General features: G+C 63.7%; 19 protein-coding genes and 1 tRNA gene. 9 read left to right on the forward strand and 11 right to left on the reverse strand.

What is annotated here, in order from left to right; all coding sequences use genetic code 11:
- Nucleotides 1-211 precede the first annotated feature (211 nt).
- Complete coding sequence (locus NKI41_RS00085) at nucleotides 212-3,958, reverse strand: PAS domain S-box protein (RefSeq protein ID WP_352680819.1); 3,747 nt, start codon at nucleotides 3,956-3,958, stop codon at nucleotides 212-214.
- Between the two features lie 253 nt (nucleotides 3,959-4,211).
- Here NKI41_RS00085 and NKI41_RS00090 point away from each other — a divergent pair, with 253 nt between their 5' ends.
- Both NKI41_RS00090 and NKI41_RS00095 read left to right on the forward strand, forming a co-directional pair.
- A complete protein-coding gene (locus NKI41_RS00090; protein ID WP_352680821.1) occupies nucleotides 4,212-4,670 on the forward strand; it encodes a phasin in 459 nt (152 codons plus the stop codon).
- A 339-nt stretch (nucleotides 4,671-5,009) separates the two neighbouring features.
- Nucleotides 5,010-5,086: transfer RNA gene (locus NKI41_RS00095), tRNA-His, on the forward strand.
- Nucleotides 5,087-5,146: 60 nt separating this feature from the next.
- On the opposite strand, the gene NKI41_RS00100 is transcribed toward NKI41_RS00095, so the two are convergent.
- Nucleotides 5,147-6,055 (reverse strand): LysR family transcriptional regulator, encoded by a 909-nt coding sequence (locus NKI41_RS00100; protein ID WP_352680823.1) that lies wholly within the window; start codon nucleotides 6,053-6,055, stop codon nucleotides 5,147-5,149.
- A gap of 136 nt (nucleotides 6,056-6,191) precedes the next feature.
- Between NKI41_RS00100 and NKI41_RS00105 the strand changes: the two genes are divergently transcribed.
- The 4 genes from NKI41_RS00105 to NKI41_RS00120 all read left to right on the forward strand — a co-directional run bounded on the left by NKI41_RS00105 (nucleotide 6,192) and on the right by NKI41_RS00120 (nucleotide 8,872).
- The gene (locus NKI41_RS00105; protein WP_352680825.1) at nucleotides 6,192-6,944 is read left to right on the forward strand and encodes an SDR family NAD(P)-dependent oxidoreductase; all 753 of its coding nucleotides are present in this window, start codon (nucleotides 6,192-6,194) and stop codon (nucleotides 6,942-6,944) included.
- A gap of 92 nt (nucleotides 6,945-7,036) precedes the next feature.
- Nucleotides 7,037-7,765, forward strand: coding sequence for an SDR family oxidoreductase (locus NKI41_RS00110; RefSeq protein ID WP_352680827.1), 729 nt, complete (start codon nucleotides 7,037-7,039; stop codon nucleotides 7,763-7,765).
- Entirely contained in the window at nucleotides 7,765-8,109 is a 345-nt protein-coding gene (locus NKI41_RS00115) for an Atu4866 domain-containing protein (protein WP_352680829.1), read from the forward strand. Before NKI41_RS00110 ends, NKI41_RS00115 begins: the two co-directional genes overlap by 1 nt.
- Nucleotides 8,110-8,617: 508 nt before the next feature.
- Entirely contained in the window at nucleotides 8,618-8,872 is a 255-nt protein-coding gene (locus tag NKI41_RS00120; RefSeq protein ID WP_023677464.1) for a DUF768 domain-containing protein, read from the forward strand.
- 63 nt (nucleotides 8,873-8,935) lie between these two features.
- On the opposite strand, the gene NKI41_RS00125 is transcribed toward NKI41_RS00120, so the two are convergent.
- From NKI41_RS00125 to NKI41_RS00135, 3 genes are all read right to left on the reverse strand, one after another.
- On the reverse strand, nucleotides 8,936-10,063 hold the full coding sequence (locus tag NKI41_RS00125; protein WP_352680830.1) for a DmpA family aminopeptidase: 1,128 nt from the start codon (nucleotides 10,061-10,063) through the stop codon (nucleotides 8,936-8,938).
- A gap of 7 nt (nucleotides 10,064-10,070) precedes the next feature.
- Nucleotides 10,071-11,636 carry an exodeoxyribonuclease VII large subunit gene (gene xseA / locus NKI41_RS00130; protein WP_352472698.1) on the reverse strand — a complete coding sequence of 522 codons (1,566 nt, stop codon included), beginning with the start codon at nucleotides 11,634-11,636 and terminating at the stop codon, nucleotides 10,071-10,073.
- A gap of 70 nt (nucleotides 11,637-11,706) precedes the next feature.
- Nucleotides 11,707-12,663 carry a LysR substrate-binding domain-containing protein gene (locus NKI41_RS00135; protein WP_023680469.1) on the reverse strand — a complete coding sequence of 319 codons (957 nt, stop codon included), beginning with the start codon at nucleotides 12,661-12,663 and terminating at the stop codon, nucleotides 11,707-11,709.
- 234 nt (nucleotides 12,664-12,897) lie between these two features.
- Between NKI41_RS00135 and NKI41_RS00140 the strand changes: the two genes are divergently transcribed.
- Entirely contained in the window at nucleotides 12,898-13,188 is a 291-nt protein-coding gene (locus NKI41_RS00140) for a DUF1127 domain-containing protein (protein WP_352450947.1), read from the forward strand.
- Between the two features lie 175 nt (nucleotides 13,189-13,363).
- Here NKI41_RS00140 and NKI41_RS00145 read toward each other — a convergent pair whose 3' ends face one another.
- The 4 genes from NKI41_RS00145 to NKI41_RS00160 all read right to left on the reverse strand — a co-directional run bounded on the left by NKI41_RS00145 (nucleotide 13,364) and on the right by NKI41_RS00160 (nucleotide 17,494).
- The gene (locus NKI41_RS00145) at nucleotides 13,364-14,419 is read right to left on the reverse strand and encodes a DUF937 domain-containing protein (RefSeq protein ID WP_352680833.1); all 1,056 of its coding nucleotides are present in this window, start codon (nucleotides 14,417-14,419) and stop codon (nucleotides 13,364-13,366) included.
- Nucleotides 14,420-14,521: 102 nt separating this feature from the next.
- Entirely contained in the window at nucleotides 14,522-15,895 is a 1,374-nt protein-coding gene (locus NKI41_RS00150; RefSeq protein ID WP_352541776.1) for a glutamate--cysteine ligase, read from the reverse strand.
- A 185-nt stretch (nucleotides 15,896-16,080) separates the two neighbouring features.
- A complete protein-coding gene (locus NKI41_RS00155) occupies nucleotides 16,081-16,815 on the reverse strand; it encodes a 16S rRNA (uracil(1498)-N(3))-methyltransferase (protein ID WP_352681196.1) in 735 nt (244 codons plus the stop codon).
- 31 nt (nucleotides 16,816-16,846) lie between these two features.
- Complete coding sequence (locus tag NKI41_RS00160) at nucleotides 16,847-17,494, reverse strand: hypothetical protein (RefSeq protein WP_352680835.1); 648 nt, start codon at nucleotides 17,492-17,494, stop codon at nucleotides 16,847-16,849.
- Between the two features lie 74 nt (nucleotides 17,495-17,568).
- Between NKI41_RS00160 and NKI41_RS00165 the strand changes: the two genes are divergently transcribed.
- Nucleotides 17,569-18,267: a type 1 glutamine amidotransferase gene (locus NKI41_RS00165; RefSeq protein WP_352680837.1), complete on the forward strand. Its 699-nt coding sequence runs from the start codon at nucleotides 17,569-17,571 to the stop codon at nucleotides 18,265-18,267.
- Between the two features lie 292 nt (nucleotides 18,268-18,559).
- Nucleotides 18,560-18,700, forward strand: a complete 141-nt coding sequence (locus tag NKI41_RS00170; RefSeq protein ID WP_292664785.1) for a hypothetical protein — start codon at nucleotides 18,560-18,562, stop codon at nucleotides 18,698-18,700.
- Nucleotides 18,701-18,728: 28 nt separating this feature from the next.
- On the opposite strand, the gene NKI41_RS00175 is transcribed toward NKI41_RS00170, so the two are convergent.
- Together NKI41_RS00175 and NKI41_RS00180 are read right to left on the reverse strand one after the other, a co-directional pair.
- Nucleotides 18,729-19,499: a metallophosphoesterase gene (locus NKI41_RS00175; RefSeq protein WP_352681198.1), complete on the reverse strand. Its 771-nt coding sequence runs from the start codon at nucleotides 19,497-19,499 to the stop codon at nucleotides 18,729-18,731.
- Nucleotides 19,500-19,537: 38 nt separating this feature from the next.
- On the reverse strand, nucleotides 19,538-20,674 hold the full coding sequence (locus NKI41_RS00180) for an alpha-hydroxy acid oxidase (RefSeq protein ID WP_352680839.1): 1,137 nt from the start codon (nucleotides 20,672-20,674) through the stop codon (nucleotides 19,538-19,540).
- Nucleotides 20,675-20,684 lie beyond the last annotated feature (10 nt).

Raw genomic sequence — 20,684 nt, forward strand, 5'->3', positions numbered from 1 at the left:
CTAGATTTCATGAGTGGTACACATTGGTAAATTTTCCGGCGTGCCGGTAAGGATTTGTTAAGGCCCGGCATCAATAGTCGTGCGTAACTTGAGGGAGAAATCCCGTTCCTCTTAGCCCCGAGAGGATCTGATTCGCTCAAGCCCCGTTGTGACAGCAATTCCAATTTCTCAAGGCGTCCTGTTGGACGCCTTTTTTCTTGCGCAACCATAGCTAACCGGCGAGCACGCGGGTCGAGGGAAAGGCGACTTCGACCAGGGTTCCCTCGCCGGGCGTCGAGTTGATGGTGAACCGGGCCCGGTTCGCTTCGACCATCGCCTTGGTCAGCGGCAGCCCAAGACCCGTGCCGTCGCCACGGCCGCGCTTCAGCGCGTTGATCTGCTTGAACGGCTTCAGCGCCTGCTCGATCTCGGACTGGCTCATGCCGATGCCGGTATCGCGCACGCGCATGACGACATCGCCGGAGATCTCGTAAGCCGTCGACACGATCACCTGGCCGCCAGCCTGCGTGTAGCGGACGGCGTTCGACAGGATGTTGAGCGCGATCTGCCGCACGCTGCGCAGATCGGCCACCACTTCCGGCAGCCGCGAGGCGAAGCTGGAGCGGATGATGACGCGTTCCCGGTTCGCTTGCGGCTGCATCATCGCCACGGTTTCGGCCAGTGTGTCGTTAAGCGACACCGCCTCATAGGCCATCTCCTGCTGGCCGGCCTCGATTTTCGAAATGTCGAGCAGGTCGTTGACCAGGTCGAGAACGTGGTTGCCCGAACGGTTGATGTCGCGCAGATAGTCGCGATAACGGTCATTGGCCACCGGCCCGAATTTCTCGTCGACCATCAGCTCGGAAAAGCCGATTATGGCGTTGAGCGGCGTGCGGATCTCGTGGCTGATGCGGGCCAGAAAATCGGTCTTCTGCGACGAAGCGCGTTCGGCGACTGCGCGCGCCTGGGTCAAGTCCTCTTCGGCCCGCTTCCACTGGGTGATATCGCGCACCACCGCACAGAAGCCGCTGTCGTTGGGCAGCCTGCCGATGGTCATGAACAGCGGAATGAAACGCCCCTGCGCCTCGCGCCCGATCACCTCGCGGCCATCGTTCATCACGCTTGCAACGCCGGGCTCCGACAACCCCTCGAGATAGTCACGCGCCGCGCGCTGGCTTTCGATCGCAAACAGCGAGACGAACGGTTTGCCGGTCACCTCGTCGCTGTCGAAGCCGAACAGCGCTTCCGCCGGACGGCTAATTGAACGGATCGTTCCGTTGCGGCCGATCAGCACGACGCCGTCGGTGGCGGTGTCGATGATAGTGCGCATTTCGGCAATACGTGCCTTGAGCTCGGAAACATCCGGCTGCGTTTGGTCTTCGGCGGCGCCATGTGGAATGGCTGCTGCCTCGTCGTCGCCGGAACGACGTACGACCAGCATCAGCGCCTTGCCGTTTCCCCAGGGCACGGAGCGTAAAATCGCATCGATCGGAAACTCCTGACCTTCGCGCGTTTTCAGCCGCAGAGCGCGGTCGCCGCCATCCGAACTGCCGTCGTCGGCATAAGGGTCGGCAAACAGCGCGCCGAGCCCGCCAGCCTCGTCCAGGGCATTGAGCGTCGCATAGCCGGTCAAGCCGAGGAATTCGTCGTTCGCGTAATGCAGCTGGTCGCCGGAATGGATAAGCACCGGCACTGGCAGCTTGCCGAGGATCGAGGTATCCGGCCCCGTGTTGTCCTCTCCGGCAAACGCCGACGGCACGAAGCCGTCGAGTTTGAGCGGTGGTGCCTGCGGCCGCTCGACGGGCGGCACCTGGCCGGCAGCGTCGGCTGCGGCTGCGCTGTCCTCGGACCAATCCTCGCTGTCCTCGGCGTCACGGAAGTCTTCGGCCGTCATGCTGTCGTCGTCGCCATCCCGCGGCGCTTCGGCGACGATCGTTCGACGGTTCGTGCTGGGCTCAACGCCTTCCTGCGCCTCATCGCTGGGTTCGCGGTCGGCATAGTCGAGCAGCGATCCGGAAACAGGGCGTGTGACGGGTTCGCCGGCTTGCGCCTCTGCTTCCACCTCATCCGGCTGCTCGCCGTCAAGTCGGGCGAGGTCCTTCTGGTCCTCGGCATCGGCCTCGGGCGGTTCGGCGGCAGCCGCCTCGCTTTCCGGACCTGGTTCCGGCATCTCACCCTTGTCCGCCAGCCCGGCTTCTTTCAGCTTTGGCTCGTCGGCCTTGCCGGCTGCCTCGACTTTCGCAACCGGCTTCTGCTTTCCGGCGCTGGGCTGTTCTTCGGCCGGGGTGCTGTCCTTCTTGAGACGCTCGCCAATCTCGCGAAACGCGCTGCGTTCCAGCGTCGACAGGCCCTTGTCGTTGGCCGGCTGCCGGTGCTCGGCCAGCCGGATCACCTTGTCGGCAAAGCGCCGCTCGGGTTTTGGCACGATGGTCAATGCCGGCACTTCGCCCCTGAACGGATCGGCGGGTTTAGGTGTCTCGGGGAGAGGTTCGACGGCTTTCGGCCCGATGGTCGCGGCAGGTTTCTCCTCGGCGACAAGGGCCATGCCGACGGCATCCGGATCGACCACCGCATCGCCGCTCCTGGCCACGCCGAAACCGCGAAAACCTTCGAAAACGCGGCTGCGGCTGTAAACCGGGAGCGCCGCCAGATCGACGGGTATCTTCAGATCGGTGCCGGCGACCGGCCACAGCACGGAGCGGCCGGACCAGGTGTCGCGCCGTTCGAGCAGGCCGGCAATCTCGCCAGAAGCATCGAGGCCATAGGCGGCCGAAACATCCTCGAAGCGGCGGCCGATCACGTCGGCGGCAGGCTTGCCGACGAGCTCGGCAAATTCCGGCGACAGGGCACTGAACCGGCCCTCCGCGTCGGTACGCCAGACGAAACGCATGGGCGCGGCGGTGCGATCGATCGCCGAAGCGCGGTGTTCGGCCGGGGAGGCGGCTTTGGTGGCTTTTGCGGCGCTTTCCGGCGAAGTATCCGCGCCGGCCTGCGAAGCGTCCGGGCTGGTCTCGACTTTGCCGGACGCAGCTGCCCCGGGCGGGACGTGCGCGTCGTCGCCGGCATTGAAGTACCAATGGTCATGCTGCGTCGGCGCGTTGCCAACCGTGCGGTGATCGTCGGTCGCGTCGGCAGGTTCGTGCTCCGCCGATGCCGAGGTGCCTTGCATCGCTGCAAGGTCGATCTCCGCCGCGCCGCTGCTGGCGATTGGCTGCTCGTTGTCCTGGTCCGCTGGCTGGGGGAGATCGCCACCGCTCAGTGCCGTTGCCGCCTCGGTTTCCCCGCCGGCGCGCTCGCCACCGGGAGCCTCGCCGTCAAGCCGGTCCTCGTCGATCACCACCAGCAGGTGCCGCTCGTCCGTCAGCCGGGCAAGGCCCGCGGGATAGGAGCTGGACCCACCCGGAACCAGGCGCTTGACGATGCGGTCGCTCTCGTTCGCCACGTCGGCGACAAGCGCGGCCAGCGTCTCAGGCCGGATGCCGAGCGCCGAAAAGCCGTCCGATGCGGCGTCGATATTGCCCTTGGCATCGACAAAGGCGATGTAGTGGCCGTCTTCCGTAAAGCCACCGATGGCGCGGTCGGCGATCTCGGCGGCGCTTCGCGAGCCGGTCTGCGCCGCCGGCAAGGCCAGCATGATGGCTTCCTCGCCATCAGGCATGGTCACTGCGCTGGCCAGGAAACCGACGGCGCGGCTGGTCAGGCCGGTCGCCAGCCGGACCGTGATGGCACGGTCGCGGCCGATCTGCGGAAAACCGCTGGTTGCCATGATCTGGCGCCGGGCGATCAGCGGCAACCCTGCCGAGGCGCCGATGATAGCGCCGATGTCCGGATAGCCGAATACCGCCGCGCCGGGCCCGTTGGCCCAGATCACCTGCTCGAGATCTGCCGACAGAATGGCGATCGCGTCGCCTGCGGCGAAGCGCAGGCGGACGGCGTCGAGCACGGCGACGTCAAGGAAGGAGTAGTTTTCAGCCGGCATGCGCTTGGCGACCCTCACAGAGCGGGCAATTTGCGGTTAACGCTTTGTTAATAAAAGCCGACGGCGCGAAGGTCCACAAGTCATAGCGTGCAACCAGCGGAATCTCTAGGCGCGTGGTTAACGCTGCGAACCAAATATTTTATGGTGCGATGCAACAAACATGTTGCAATGCACAAAATTTGCCTTTATATTGCCATGATAGATGAACGAGACGGCATTTTGTCAAAGCCGCTGCCGCTGAAAAGGATGGAAAATGTCCAGGACCAAGACCGCTGAAACGATCGAAAACGTTGAATTCCCGAGCTTCGACGCTTCGAAGGCCACCGACCAGATACGTGCCTTCGCCGAAAAGGGCGTTGAGCAGTCGAAAGAGGCCTACGCCAAGCTGAAGACCGGCGCCGAGGAGACCCAGAAGGCTCTGGAGTCGACCTATGAGACCGCCAAGTCCGTTTCCAGCGACCTGTCGCTCAAGACCATCGCCGCCCTGCGCGCCAATGCCGAAGCCGGCTTCTCGCATTTCGAAGCGCTGATCGGCGCCAAGTCGCTGTCGGAAGTCGTCGAGTTGCAGACCGCTTTCCTGCGCAAGCGCGTCGAAATAACCGTCGAGCAGGCTAAGGACTTCCAGGCGGTTGCTGCCAAGGCGGCCGAGGACGTATCCAAGCCGATCAAGACCGCCTTCGAGAAGGCCGTGAAAGAAATCAAGATCGCCTAATATTTGCGCACAGTTTGACGATGCATCAAAAGGTCGCATTTCGTCAGACAAATAGATGTGCGATATAGTGGTTTAAGTGAATACCCGGCGGGTGGAACCTCCTCCCTCTGCTCACCGGGGTGACCAGCCAGCACCTCCTCCCGCTGGCTCGTAACAGGAAAAGGCCGGCACCTCCTCCCGCCGGCCTTTTCTTTTGTCCGGCGGAAAATGACTCGATGCCGGAGCGAGCTTTTGCCTTGCCAAAAGCCTTGAATTAAACTCCGATAGCCCGTATGGACGCATCGCCGAACGACAGAGCGGGTCCCGAACGTTTCATCTCGATCCCGCTCAGGCAAACGTGCCGTTGTAGCTCAGATGGTTAGAGCGCCGGATTGTGGATCCGGAGGTCGCTGGTTCGATCCCAGCCAACGGTACCATTCAGCTTTCAGCCAGGCTTCTGACCAATAGCGCAAGCGATCTCTACGATCCGGTTGCGGTTACCTGCGATCCCGCGCCTGGCGCGCGCCGCGCAGGTGATCCACGAGGGCTCTCAGCTTCGGCGCGATATTCCGTCGGCTTGGGAAATAGAGATAGAAACCCGCAAACGGCGGAAAATAGCCGTCGAGGATTGGCACGAGCTCGCCGCGGTCGAGCCAGGGGCGGAATGTATCGGCCATGCCGAACGTGATCCCGGCGCCCGCAACGGCCAGCCGGATCATCAGCCACATGTCGTTGGTCGTGATCTCGGGCGCGACTGCCACGTCGAACTCGCGCCCGTCCTCGCCGAACTCCCAGCGATAGGGCGAAACTCCCGGCGCCGGCCGCCAGCCGATACAGCGATGAGCCACAAGCTCACGCGGATGGACGGGTGCTCCGAACTTTTCGAGATAGCGCGGGGCGCAGACGGCCATCTGTCGCTGATCGCCCGATACCGGCACGGCAATCATGTCCTGCTCGATCACTTCGCCGAGCCTCACTCCCGCATCATAGCCTTCGGCAACGATGTCGAATTCCTCGTCGGTGACCACAATATCCAGATGCACCTCGGGAAACCTTTCTGCGAAGGACGCCAGCAACGGTCCTGACAGAAAGGCCTCTGCGATAGACGAAACCGCGATCCGCAGGCGGCCGCGCGGGCGGTCCAGCAACTCCGTGGTGGCTTCGATTGCCGCGTTCACGTCGGCGATCGCCGGTGCGACGCTCGCCAGCAGGCGCTCGCCCGCTTCGGTCAGGTTGACGCTGCGTGTCGTGCGCTGCAGCAATGCGATGCCAAGGCGCTGTTCAAGCCTGAGGATGCTCTGGCTGACCGCCGAGCGCGTCACGCCCAGCCGGCCTGCCGCAGCACGAAAATTGCGTTCCTCGGCCACCGCGACGAAGACGGCAATTGCATTGAGATCGATATCCATTGGTTAGCCAAACTTACCATCGAGGTTAACGGCGGGCGGGTTATCGCGACAATGCCACGGCTCTATCTCTGTCGCAACGGCAAGAAGGCTTGATCCTCCCGATCCAAGCCGAAGCCGACCGACAAGGAGATATCCCATGACATCACTCCCTTCCTCCTGGGACCTGGATGGAAAAGTCGCCCTCGTGACCGGCGCGGCACGCGGCATCGGCCGCTGCACGGCGGAACTGCTGCGGGCGCGGGGCGCCCGGATCGTGGCAAGCGATCTCAGCGACAGCGTATGCGAGTTGGAAGCCGAGGATGTGGCAACGCTGGTCGGCGATGTCGCCGACGAGGACCTGGCCAGACGCTCGGTCGAACTCGCCGCGAAGCGCTTCGGACGACTGGATATCGTCGTGAACAATGCCGGTCGCACGCTCAACAAACGACTGACTGAGACCTCGGTCGACGACTATGACCGCATTCTGCAGATCAACGCGCGCGGCAGCTTCGTCACTGCCCGTGCCGCTGTGGAACTGATGGCCGCCGGCGGTGGCGGCGCGATCGTCAATGTCTCGTCGATCTCGGCGGTTGCGGCCTTCGAGACGCAGGCGGCCTATGCCTCGTCCAAGGCGGCTGTCGCACAGCTGACCAAGGTGATCGCGATCGAATACGGGCGCATGGGCATTCGCTGCAACGCCGTTGCCCCTGGCGTGATCGAAACCGACATCATGGAAGGCGTGGTGGAGAATGGCCGGGAGATGCTGCGCAGCTTCGGCGGCGCGCATCCAATCGGCCGGATCGGCCAGCCGCAAGAAGTTGCCGAGGCCATCGCCTTTCTTGCCTCGCCGGCATCCAGTTTCATCACCGGGGCCTTGCTTCTGGTCGATGGCGGCTACACCGCCCAGTGAGCCCCCCAATAGGGCCGGCGCGCCGCGGGAGCTCACCCGCACCCAATCCCTTCACATCGTGAAAATAATCACAGACCAAAAGGACCATCTCGATGACCATGAACAGAGTTGTTCTGATCACCGGTGCCTCCAGCGGCATCGGCGCTGGCATTGCCCGCGAGCTTGGCGCGGCAGGTGCGAAGCTGATGCTCGGCGCACGCCGCACCGACCGCCTTGAAGCGCTTGCGGCCGAAATCGAGGCATCTGGTGGAACGGTTCGCGTGCGAGCGCTCGACGTCACCAGGAGGGCGGATGTCGCAGCATTCGCCGAGGCAGCCCGGGCCGAATGGGGCCAGGTCGATGTCATCGTCAACAATGCGGGCGTCATGCCGCTGTCGGCCATGGCAGCCATGAAGGTCGACGAGTGGGAGCTGATGGTGGACGTCAACATCAAGGGTGTTCTGTACGGCGTCGCGGCGGTTCTGCCCGAGATGACGGCACGCGGCTCCGGTCACATCATCAATATCGGTTCCATTGGCGCACTGGCCGTCTCGCCCACGGCTGCCGTCTATTGCGCAACGAAATACGCTGTCCGCGCGATTTCCGATGGGCTCCGCCAGGAGAGTGACGATATCCGCGTAACCTGCATTCATCCTGGCGTGGTGGAAAGCGAGCTGGCGAACACGATCTCCGACGAAGCCGCTGCCGCCGCCATGAAAACCTGGCGTGCTATTGCCCTGCAACCCGATGCCATCGCCAGGGCAGTGCGCTATGCAATCGAACAGCCCGACGATGTCGACGTCAACGAGATAGTCGTGCGTCCGACGAAGGCGGCGCATTGATGCGATCCACTTTGGCCGCAGTGCTTACGGGTATTGCCGTTGCTGTAGCTCCAACCGGCCTGACCCTTCCTGCAACTCCAATCCTTGCGGAGGAACCAATGACGCACCAAGATCATCCCTATGTCGGAATGTGGGTCACCGAGGATCGCCATATCAGGCACGAACTCCTGGCGAACGGCCGTTATGACGAAGCGCGCGGTGACCGCGAAAGCGCCTACCGGGGACGCTATGACGTGCACGGCAACCACATAGAATACTGGGACGATGCGGGCTTCACCGCGGATGGTGAGTTCGTCGAAGGCGTCCTCTATCATGCCGGCATGATCCTTTACCGCCAGCGGTAGAGAGCCACCCTAGGCAAGCACTTCAGGGTTCCACAAGATGCTATTGCACGCCTTGCATGAGGCGCTCGGCAGTTTGCACCGCAAGCCTCGCCACACCACATATCTCCCAGCAAGCGCGGCGGAAAGAAGCAGGACCGCAAGCAGAGTCGACATTGCAAATGGTTATCACTATATAGCGGCGGCTTTGACGGCTCGCCTCTTACATGGTGCCGGCGAGAGCGCGGTAAATCTGCTAGCTATTGTGACATCTATTGTGATCTAAAACGGCTTGAAAACCGACAAAAAGCAAATAGAAACAATAGCGCGGGTCGAACGAGTTTCCTCGAGAGAATCAGTCCTCAAGAACTAGAACGTGCTCCTTGAACCCTCCATTCCCTTCGGCTCTGTGGACCTCGGACAAGTTCGGCTTGCCGGGCGAAGCCGACTCGGCTCGAATGGCAGCACGCATCTTTCGAAGATGCCGACGTTTATGATTACCAACCGGCATAGCCGCTAGGGAAACAGCAGTATGAGTGAACACGCAATCGAGTTCTTGCGCGGGTGGATTGGCGAAAAAGTCCACTGCCAGCCCTCGCCAGCCAGGATCGAGAAGCAGGCCGAGACCCTCGCCAGGGAATGTGCGGCCAAGGCCGCCGAAGCCGGCATACCCCTGGAGGATATCCAGGAAGAGGTCGGCGACATTCAGGAGCTCATTGCTTCGAGGCTCGAAGAGGCGGCCGAGGCCGATCAGGACGAGCGGAATTCCAACAAGCCTGCCGGCTGACGGACCGCCCCCCCGGCAAAACCTGCCGGGCGAACATTGCCTGTCTGATGCAGTTGCGCGGTCTTATCGCCGCGCAGCTTTGCCAAATCTCTCCTCGAGCCATGCTTCCGGCAACGCCGGCACGAAATTGCCGTCGCGCCCGGTCATGTCTTCATTGGCGACCAGAGCATTAAGGATGGCTTCTTCCACGCTCTGAACAACGGCGTCGAAGAACGGGTTGATGTCGGCATCCGGTATATAGCCGGCGCTGACCAGCTTGCCGGCCGCGCCGCGCGCCGCATCGGCATTGGCCGTGCTGAAGGCCAGAAAAATATCGCCGGATGAATTGTATCCATAGCCGCCGGTCAGCGCGACGCCGAGCGGCACGCGTTTCGCCAGCCGTTTCAACTGGTGCGGCATGAATGGCGCGTCGGTGGCGACGATCGCGATGATCGAGCTCTTTTCCGCTGGCGGCGTGTTGTCCCGGGTCGCCGGTTCGGCGAGTTCCGCTCCGGCTCTGATGCCACGGATCACGAGGTTCCGCCGTGCACCGAAATTCGACTGGACGAAGCAGCCGATCGTGAAACGCTCTCCATTCCAGTCGACGCTGCGCGAGGATGTGCCGGACCCTGCCTTGAAGCCGAAGGTGATCATGCCTGCGCCGCCGCCGACGCTGCCCTCTTCGATCGGCCCGCTTTCAGCCGTTTCGAGCGCGGAAAACACGTGCTCGAAGCTCACATGGTGGCCGTTGATATCGTTCAGGAAGCCGTCGTAAGTCTCGCCCGCCACCGGCAGCGCCCAGGCGCTGTCGAGCGATTGCGGCAGCACCGCCTGCATCCAGCGCAACGTTGCGTCGCGGCTGACGCCGCAGGAATGCGTGTTGGTGATGGTGATGGGAAGATTGAACGCTCCAAGTTCCTCTATCAGATGCGAGCCGGTCAGTTCGCCATTGCCATTGGCGCTGAACATCCCGGCGAACGCCGGGACGGCCAACTCGCCTCTGGGCCGTGGCAGGATCGCGGTCACGCCGGTGCGTACCGGACCCTTGCCGACGAGGAGCGGCCCATCCCCTGAGATCAGCGTGGTATAGCCGACCATCACGCCAGGCACATCGGTGATGGCATTGAAGCGGCCTGCCGCGCCCTCGAATGGGATCGCGAAGGCACGGGCGCGCAGTTTGCCCGAGGGCGTCGCAAGATGCGGGTCGGTCATTTCTTCCTCAGAAAAGCGAACCTTGGCCGCCCGGCGCCTTGAGCTTGGCCGCGGGCTTGGCAACCGTCTTCGGCCGCGCCGTGCCACTGATGGCGACTGCATCGGCGGTGCCGTCGGCGAACTCCAGCGAAAGCGCCATTCCCGACACCACTTCCGCCGCATGCTTGACCACGGCGCCGTCCGCATCCTTGACCAGCGCGAAGCCTCGCGCCAGCACGGCCTTGTGCGAGAGCGTCGCCAGCAGCCGGTCGGCCTGCGTCAGTTTTCCACGCAGGCGGTCCAGCCGTCTTGAAATCGCCTGGTCCTGCCGCCGTGTCAGTGCCAGCAGTGCATCGCCTTGCAGTTTCTGCCGTCTGGCGATCGGCGCCGGTGACAGTCTGGTCGCCGTGCGTGAAAACCGCGCCCGACGCTCGCGCACGATGGCGAAGAAAGCCGCTTGCGCACGGGCGAGGTCGCGGCGGGTCAGAGTGCGGGCTTCGTTCATGCGCCGCGACAAGGTCGCCGGCGTCAGCCGCTGCCCCAGAAGCCTGGCTCGCTTGCGCTCGACGCTGACCGACAGCGCCCGGCCGAGCCGGCTCGTCGCCTCGTCGAAGCGCCGCCGCGGCAGCGCCAGCAACTGGTCGGGCGAGGGCAGCGCCCGGGCGGCCGCGCGTGCCGCCTGCCGCTTGCGTTCGAAATTGCGCGACAGTGCGGTCTTCAACCGCGCGCCAAGGCCGGCAAGCGTCGCTTCGAGGTCGACCTTGACCGGCACGGCGATCTCGGCGGCGCCTGTCGGCGTCGGCGCCCGCACATCCGCAGCCAGATCGATCAATGTCCAGTCGGTCTCGTGGCCGACCGCGGAAATCACCGGAATACCCGAAGCGGCGACGGCCCGGGCGAGCGCTTCGTCGTTGAAGCCCCACAGATCCTCCAGGCTGCCGCCGCCGCGTGCCACGATCAACAGATCGGGCCGCGCGATGGCGCCGTCCCATGGCAGTGCGTTGAAGCCGTTGACGGCAGCGGTCACTTCCGCACCCGCCGTCTCGCCCTGCACCCGCACCGGCCAGACCAGCACGTGCAGTGGAAACCGATCCTTGATGCGGTGGATGATGTCGCGGATGACGGCGCCTGTCGGCGAGGTGACGACGCCGATGACGCAGGGCATGAACGGCAGCCTGCGCTTGCGCGCCGCGTCGAACAGGCCTTCGGCCTGCAGCCGGCGCTTGCGCTCGTCCAGCAGCGCCATCAGCGCACCGGCACCGGCGGGCTCGAGATTGTCGATGACGATCTGGTAGGTGGATTTTCCGGGATAGGTGGTGAGCCGGCCGGTGGCGATCACCTCCATGCCTTCCTCTGGACGGAATTTCAGCCGGCTCATCGTGGTCTTCCACACCACGGCGTCGAGCCGCGCGCGATCGTCCTTCAGGCAGAAATAGGCATGGCCGGAGGAATGCGGTCCGCGATAGCCGGAAATCTCGCCGCGCACCCGTACATTGCCGAAGACGTCCTCGACCGTACGCTTCAGCGCGCCGGAAATCTCGCTCACCGTATATTCGGTGGCGTTGGTGCGTGATTCGGATGCTGCGTCGCTCATCGGCCGATTGGGGGACGGTTGTTGGCCGCCGTCAAGGCGGCCGTGTTCGATGTCGGCCTCAATCGCGCGATCACCAGCCCGGCAGGATCTGGTTAGGCTTGGTCCGCTTCATCTTGGCGAAGGCGAGGGCGGCGAAATCGAACGTGCCGGTCTCCTCGCCGAGTGGCACGGAAATATTGTCGAGGCTCTCCGAAATGTGGCGCGCAAGCGCGTCGACGATCTCCGGCCGCGAGGTCTGACCGCGCATGATGCCGATGCGGCAATCGGGCAGGGCGCCGAAACCATCGGCCTCGCCCAGCACCCGCATGCCGGGCCGCAGGGCGCATTCCGGCAGCACCGAGATCGCCAGACCGGAGAGCACCGCGGCGGCGATGACGGTGGCAGAGAAGCTGGTGAACAGGATGCGATAGTCGCGGCTCTGCTGATCGAGCACATCGGCGGCGGCCCGCCGCCAGATGCAGTTCGGCCGGCCGAAGGCCATCGGCAGGATCGGCTGCTCATGCGTCGCATGGTTGGCCGAGGTAACCCACAGCAGCGGTTCGCGCCGCACCACTTCCGACTGGCCGCGCGCGTCGTTGTGCGTCACCAGCGCCAGGTCGAGATTGCCGCGCTTGATGTGTTCGACCAGTCCCGGCGTCGGTTCGCAGATAACGGTCAGTTCGACATGCGGGTTGGAACGGGCAAACCGCGCCATGATCTCTGGCAAGAAGCGATCGGCATAATCGTCCGGCGTGCCGATGCGGATGGTGCCTTCGAGCCGGCGGTCGTCGAAGGCGGCCAGTGTTTCCTTGTTGAGATAGAGCAGCCGCCTTGCGTAGGAGAGCAGTCTGTCGCCTTCCTCGGTCAGCCTGTTGGTGCGGCCGTCTTTTTCGAACAGCGGCTTGCCGATCCGTTCCTCCAGCCGCCGCATCTGCATCGACACCGCAGACTGGGTCCGATGCACCGCTTCCGCCGCGCGGGTAAAGCTGCCGGTGTCGACAATCGAGATGAAGGTCTGCAACTGATCGAGATCGAGCGGCGCTTTCATTGGCCTAATCCATCATTGATGCTGATGCTAAAGATTAGAAACATTCGTTGGATTAATCAATCGGGCCATGGCAAATTCCGATTGTCCACATGAAGCGAATGCATGTCGCCCAAAAGTGGGCACCGGTTTTGGGGCGACGACATGCATCATCTTAGATGAATCGAAGCCGGAACGGCCGCTGTCGCCAGCGCCCGATCGACCGGTTTCGCCCGTTCGAATGTGAAGGAGACCGACATGGCTACGTTTGATTTCGCTACCGAGACCTCGCGCATCACTTCGCGTCCGGCCGTTGCGACGCGCGTGGCCAACGCCGCTGCCAATGTTTACCGCGCCTGGAAAAACCGCCGCGCCTTTTATCGCCTCGGCGAGATGTCGGATGCCGAGCTCGCCGACATCGGCCTGACCCGCGCCGACCTGCACGTCGCTGTCGGTGTACCCTTTGGCCGCGATCCGACCGAAAGGCTTCGCGTTATCGCGATCGAGCGCGCCGAAACGATCGAGGATATTGCCCGCAAGGTGGCGTGATCGCGTGGTTTCGCCGTTCGGGCGCGTTGAACCTTTTTGAGGCACGACGCCACTAAGTTACGCAGGCTCCCCACTCCCTGCCGGATCCCCCCGGCCAGCCTGCGCGCTGCCCGGTCCTCCCAGGACCGGGCTTTCTTTTTTGGGCGGCACTGATGATTGGTTGCCGGTGTCTGGTCTAGCGCCGGCCCATGCCCTGCTTGAACTGGTCGAAGATCGACTCCATGCCTTTCTGGTAGTCGTCGCGCTGCTGGGCGCCTGTCTCGAACATCTTGCCGAACAGGTCGTCAAACGGATTTCTCGGCCTGCCGCTCGGATTGGCCTGCGGCTGCGGCGCCTGGGGTTGCTGCGGCGCCTGACGCGGCTGAGACTGTTGTGCGCCACCGCCGAACATGTCCTGCAGCACCTTGCCGAGCGGATTGTCACCATAAGGGTTCTGTGTCTGCTGGGGTTGGTTCTGCGGCTGCTGTGGCTGTGGTGCACCGCCGCCGAACATATCCTGCAGCACCTTGCCGAGCGGATTGTCACCATAAGGGTTCTGTGTCTGCTGCGGCTGGCTTTGCGGCTGCTGCCCGCCGCCGAACATGTCCTGCAGCACCTTGCCCAGCGGATTGTCGCCGTAAGGGCTCTGCGTCTGTTGCGGCTGCTGCCCGCCGAACATATCCTGCAGCACCTTGCCGAGCGGGTTATCCGTGGGGCCTGCAGGCTGAGGGGCCGGCGCCTGGCCGCCGCCGCCCGCCTGCCGCATCATCTGCTCGATGAGCTCGCCAAGCGGATTGCCGCCGCCTGCCGCATGCATCTGCCCGCCCAGCTGGTTGGTGGTCTGCTTGAACAGCCCGCCCATCATCATCGAGGCGATTGCCGGCAGCATCTGCTGCAACACCTGCTGGCTGACGCCGCTCGCCTGCGCGGCCTGGTTGGCGACGGCCCGCGACAGGTCCTTCGAGCCGAACAAATGGCCGAGAATGCCGTTGCCTTCATCGAGGCCCTGCGGCGAGAAGGCCCGGCTTGCATCCTCGAAATATTTGGCGTGCTGGCCGCTGGCCATCGCCGTCATGAAGGAGCCGAGCCCATAAGGGTCGGAAGTGTTGCGCTTCAGCCCCTGCGAAAAGGCCGGCAGCAGCGCCGCGACCGCCGCCTGCGTCTGCTGCTGCGAAAGCCCGAACTGCTGGGCCAGCGCCTGCATGCCGTTGCCGTTCTGGGCCTGTGCCAGAATATCGAACAATGAAGGCATTGTTTTCTCCTCCGGGAAAATCCTCGTTGGAGAAGCCTAATTCGTTTCCATCACTGATTGAAGCGAATTTGCCGGAGCGTCGGCCAAGCGGATAGCGAAGCGTTAATACGCGTATTCCATGAACACGGGCTCGATCGAGCCGCCCCAGCGCGTGTGGTAGGCCGAGAGCATCTCTTCGGCGCTGGTGGTGCCACGCGCGACGACCTCGTCCAGCGTGTTGAGGAACGAGGTCTCGTCATAGCCGTCGCGGTTCTTGCGGCCGCGGTTCTTCAGTCCCATGCGCGAGATGACGAGCACGTCACGGGCTATCTCGCGCAATGTCGTGTTGCGGAAGGGCGCCGAAATGCCCTGTTCCGGCACCGCGTTGCGCATTGCCAGCACTTCGTCGTAGCTCCAGCTCGAGGTCAGCGCCTCGGCCGCGTCGAGCGCAGCCGCATCATAGAGCAGCCCGACCCAGAAGGCCGGCAGCGCGCAGATGCGCCGCCACGGCCCGCCATCGGCGCCGCGCATTTCGAGAAAGCGCTTCAGCCGCACATCCGGGAACAGCGTCGAGAGATGGTTCGCCCAGTCGCCCATCGTCGGCAGCCCGTCCGGCAGGTCGTTGCGGGCAGCACCCGCCATGAACTGGCGGAAGGTGATGTGCGTCATGTCGTGGTATTGGCCATCGCGGATGACGAAATACATCGGCACGTCGAGCGCCCATTCGACATAATCGGCAAAGCCGAAATCGGGCGAGAAGCAGAATTCGAGCAGGCCGGAGCGCTGATTGTCGGTGTCGCGCCAGATCTCGCCGCGCCAGCTCTGCAGGCCGTTCGGCCGGCTTTCGGTGAAGGGCGAGTTGGCAAACAGCGCCGTCGACAGCGGCTGCAGCTTCAGCGACACCTGCATCTTGCGGCGCATGTCGGCTTCGCTTTCGAAGTCGAGGTTCACCTGGATCGTGCAGGTCCGGTACATCATGTCGAGACCTTTGGTGCCGACCTTGGGCATGTAGCGGGTCATGATCTCGTAGCGCGATTTCGGCATCTTCGGCGTCTCGGCCAGTGACCATTTCGGGCTGCCGCCAAGGCCGAGAAAACGAATGCCCATCGGTTCGGCGATCTCGCGCACCTGCGCCAGATGCGCATTGCCTTCGCGGCAGGTCTGGTGGATCGTCTCCAGCGGCGCGCCGGACAGCTCGAACTGGCCGCCGGGCTCCAGCGAGATCGCGCCCTGGCCGGTCGGCTCGACCAGGCCGATGATGCGGCCGGCATCCATGATCGGGTCCCAGCCGAGTTTGTCCTGCATGCCTTCGAGGATGGCGCGGATGCCGCGCTCGCCGCCATAGGGCACCGGCGCATTGCCGTCGACATAGAACGGGAATTTCTCGTGCTCGGTGCCGATGCGCCATTTGTCGCGCGGCTTGTTGCCTTCGGCCAGGTGCTCGACGAGTTCGTCGACGCTTTCTATCGGCCGGAAATCGGTTGTATCGCGCGCCATAGGAGCCCTCCGCACATGACCCTGAAAATCGGCTTCGATTTTCGGAACGGATCAGGTGCCCAATCAAATGCTACAGCGTCCTTTGCGCGCCCGAAAGGACACGCGGCCGCTGCCGGCGCTAGATGGACGAAATGTCAGTAGCCGATCAAGCGAAAAATCCTGAGCCAGCGGGTAATTGGAATTGATCACCAATCGCCGATTGTCGCCTGGATCAGCGCCAGTGCCGCCACCGCCGCCGTATCCGCTCGCAGGATGCGCGGCCCGAGCGGAATCGCGGTAACGAAAGGCAGCGCTCTCAGCATCTTGCGTTCCTCGTCGGAAAAGCCGCCCTCCGGTCCGACCAGCAGGCCGAGCTTTCTCTCCCGCACCGCCTGCAATGCCGGCAGGGGATTGTTGGTCGATGCATCCTCGTCGCAGAAGATCAGCCGCCGCTCGCCGTCCCAGTTGCTGAGCAGGCGCTCGAATTTTTCCGCTTCGCGCAGCTCTGGCACCGCCAATATGCCGCATTGCTCGGCCGCCTCGACGACATTGGCGCGCAGGCGCTCGATGCCGGGTTTTGCCACCTGCGTATGCTGGGTGATGACCGGCTGCAGGATGCCAGCGCCCATCTCGACCGCCTTTTGCACGAGGTAGTCGAGCCGCCCCTGCTTCAGCGGCGCGAAGCAATAGACGAGATCGGGCAACGGCGGCTGCGGCCGCTGCAATGCCAGCAACCTCAGGCGCAACGCCTTCTTCGACTTCGTGGCGATCGCCGCCGACCATTCGCCGTCGCGGCCGTTGAAGACCAGAATTTCGGCGCCTTCGCCGAGCCGCAGCACGTGCGAGAGATAATGGCTCTGCTGCGGGCCGACGTCGAACTCGATGTCCGGTCCAAGCCCGTCCGGCACGAACAGCCGCTGCATCTTGTAATTGGCGCGCATCGCCGAGGAATGGGCGAGGCCATCGCCGGCGTCAAGCCTCCGCGCTGGCGTGCCAGACAGGTCTGTAGCCACGCTTCAGCACGGAAACAGTTGTCGCCGGCGTGAGCATGCCGATTGGACCGTCGGTAAAACCGCCGAACCCCACCGGTTCGCCATAACCGCCGAAACTCCAGGGCAGCGCGGCGCCGTCAAACAGGGCGTACGCCCTGTTTGCTGACGAGATCATCGTGCCGTCCGGCAAGTCCGCAAGCGCTTCCGGTTCCAGTCTCGTCGCCCGCCCGCCCGATGCCAGGCGCTCCTTGTGCAGGCGCTTGTCGAGCTGCGGCGCGCGTGACTCGGCAATGCCGAAGGCGTCGCCGAAACGCCGGACAAAATCCCTGGCCCGCTCGCGCCGGCAGAAGAAGCAGGGACGGTGGCCGGCGGCAAGTGCCGTCACCTCGTCGAGGAAAAACAGCTCGGTCCAGCCGGCCTTGCCGCCAGCCCGGTTGCGCCCCATCGGCTCGCGCCGCACGTTGCCGAATTCGCAGACGCAGATGATCCAGGCTTGCAGCGCCCAGCGCTTCTTCAACAGCGTTCTCGTCTCGGGGTCGTGAATGATGCCGCGATTGCCCATGAACAGGCCGCGCTCCGGCACGGCATGGATGGCGCCGAACGGGTCGACCCGGTTTTGCAGTGGCATAGGCGTTCCCTGTTGGCTGCAATGCTGGCGCCATGATATCGCTCGTTGCATCAATTTCATGTCAGCAGGTTTCGATGCGGGTCTTGGTTGTCCAGAACTTCGACAATGAGGGCCTTGGCCAGATCGGCGCGGCGCTTGTCGAGGCGGGCGTCGATGTCGACCTGCGCCGTCCCTACTGCGGCGACGCGCTGCCGCAAGATAGCGGCGGGCATGACGCCATGGTGGTGCTCGGCGGCGCGCAGAATGCGCTGGACGACGAGCTCTGTCCTTATTTTCCTGGCCTGCTCGACCTGACGCGCGACTTTGCCGAGAGGGATCGCGCGGTGCTTGGTATCTGCCTCGGCAGCCAGTTGGTCGCGCGCGCCTTTGGCGGCGAGAACCAGATCGGCGGCGCGTCGGAGTTCGGCTGGCACGAGGTCGCGCTCACCGCGGCGGCGCAGGCCGATCCGGTGCTCGCCGCCTTGCCTGAAAAATTCCCGATCTTCGAATGGCACGACGACACCTTTGTCTTGCCCGAGACTGCCGTGCGGCTGGCCGGCAACGCCGTCGCCGAGAACCAGGCGTTCCGCATCGGCCGCGCCGTCTATGGCTTTCAGTTCCATTTCGAGGCCGACCGGCCGATGGTTCGCGACTGGAGCACGTCCTTCGCACCGCTGATCGCCGAACGCCATCCGGATTGGGCCGTCCGGCTCGACGACGAAATGGCCCGCAACGGACCGCAAGCCGATGCCGCCGGCCTGGCCATCGCCCGCGCCTGGGTGGCGACGATCTGACGGCTCATACAGCCAACGTTGCCTATTTGGCGACGTTGCATATTTGGCACGCGGCGGCAAATCCGCCGGGGATAACGCGTTTCATCCTTGGCCTGTGTCTGTCCGCCAGCCTAAAAGGCGCGCGCTCTGCATCTCGCGTGCAACCGCGATGAACCTTTCCTGTGACCCGCGCGACACACCACCGATACAGAACATGCCTAGAAGCGCGAAACCGTCCGACATTTGCGACGTATTTTGCGTTTCAACGCATTGGTAACCCGCTCGTGCATAGATGCAGGAAGCTCAACAAGAGATGACGTCCGTGAAAGCAGCCTTTTTGTCCTTTGTCATGTTGTCGGCTATCGTCTTGTGCGGCCTCGGCATTTATTCCGCCGACGCGGCCAACGACCACAATGCCGTTGACGGCTACGGCGTCACCGCCGCGCTTCGCTAGCCTCTCTGCTCATAATCCCACGCGTTTCCTACGCTCGCTCACCCGTCACTGTCAGGATATGCTTGTCCGCGCCGTCCACCACGAGCGCGGTGAGGTTTCCCGACTGCCAGGCGAGGGTGTCGACATTGACGCGGTTGCCGGTGATTTCGGCCTTGGGCACCGGCGTATGACCGTGCACCACGATCTTCGGATGAAGGCCGGTGTGGTCGTGGAAGACCTCGCGGATCCAGATCAGGTCCTGCCGGCTCTGGCTTTCCAGCGCAACGCCGGGCCGGATGCCGGCATGGCAGAAGAAGAAGTCGTCGAACGTCACTGAGAAGGGCAGCGAGCGCAGGAACTCGACATGGTTCTGCGGCACCGCCTCGACCAGTGCGGCGTGCCCTTGCCGCAGTGCCGCATCGGCGCGGCCAAACCAGGCGCTGCTCCCACCGAGCGACACGCCATAGGATAGCGCCGTCTGGATGCCGCCATAGCGCATGAACAGCCCGTCCGGATCGGGGACATCGAGAAAATCGAGAAAGCCGAGATCATGATTTCCGGCGAGCATCAGGTGACGCGGATCGCGTCTTTGCGCGTCGATCAGGAAATCGATGACGCCCCTGGAGTCCGGGCCGCGATCGACATAGTCGCCGAGATGGATCACGCGCCAATCGGCCGACGGCCTTTGACCGAGCTCCGCCTCGATCCGCCGGTGCATGGCGGTCAGCAAATCGAGCCGGCCGTGCACATCGCCGATCGCGTAAAGGCGCATGCCTTGCGGTCCGCGCGCCTCGTAGAAACTGATGCCGGGCTCCGTCAATGCCTGCGTCGCCTCCGTGGTCATGCCGTCACGGGACTTTAGCGCCGAAGCTGATCCTTGCCCATGTCGGTGACCAGGCGCTTTCCGCACAGAGCCAGCGTTATGTCCATCTCCTTGCGGATGATTTCCAGCGCCTTGGTAACCCCTTCCTTGCCGAGTGCGCCGAGGCCGTACAGGAAAGGCCGGCCGATATAGGTGCCCTTGGCGCCGAGGCACAGTGCCTTGAGCACGTCCTGGCCGGAACGGATGCCGCCGTCCATATGCACCTCGATCGCGTCGCCGACGGCGTCGGCGATCTCTTCGAGCGCCATGATCGACGACGAGGCGCCGTCGAGCTGGCGGCCGCCATGGTTGGAAACGATGATCGCGTCGGCGCCTGTCCTGGCCGCCATCAGCGCATCCTCCTTGTCGAGTATGCCTTTCAGGATCAGCTTGCCGCCCCAGCGCTCCTTGATCCAGGCGACGTCCTTCCACGACAGATGCGGATCGAACTGCTCCTTCGTCCACGACGACAGCGAGGCGAGGTCGCCGACGCCCTTGGCATGGCCGACGATGTTGCGGAAGCTCCGGCGCTTGGTCCCGGCCATGCCGACGCACCAGCGCGGCCTGGTCGCCATCTGCCACAGGTGCTTCGGCGTCATCCGCGGCGGCGCCGAAAGCCCGTTGCGGATATCCTTGTGGCGCTGACCGAGGATCTGCAGGTCGAGCGTCAGCACCAGCGCCGAACATTTCGCCGCCTTTGCGCGGTCGATCAAATCGAAGACGAAATCCTTGTCGCGCAGCACATAGAGCTGGAACCAGAACGGCTTCCTGGTCACCGACGCGACATCCTCGATCGAGCAGATGCTCATTGTCGACAGCGTGAACGGCACACCGAATTCTTCCGCCGCCTGGGCCGCCAGCATCTCGCCGTCCGGATGCTGCATGCCGGTCATCCCGGTCGGCGCCAGCGCCACTGGCATCGTCACCTTCTCGCCGATCATGGTCGATTCCAGCGAGCGGTTATCCATGTCGACCAGCACGCGCTGGCGGAACTTGATCTTCTGGAAATCTTCCTCGTTGGCCCGGTAGGTGCTTTCGGTCCAGGCGCCGGAATCGGCGTAGTCGAAGAACATCTTCGGCACGCGGCGGCGTGCCAGGTCCTTGAGGTCGGCGATGGTGAGAATGCTGCTCATGGATCTCTTT

The organism is Mesorhizobium sp. M0601 (assembly GCF_040320845.1).
Classification (GTDB): domain Bacteria; phylum Pseudomonadota; class Alphaproteobacteria; order Rhizobiales; family Rhizobiaceae; genus Mesorhizobium.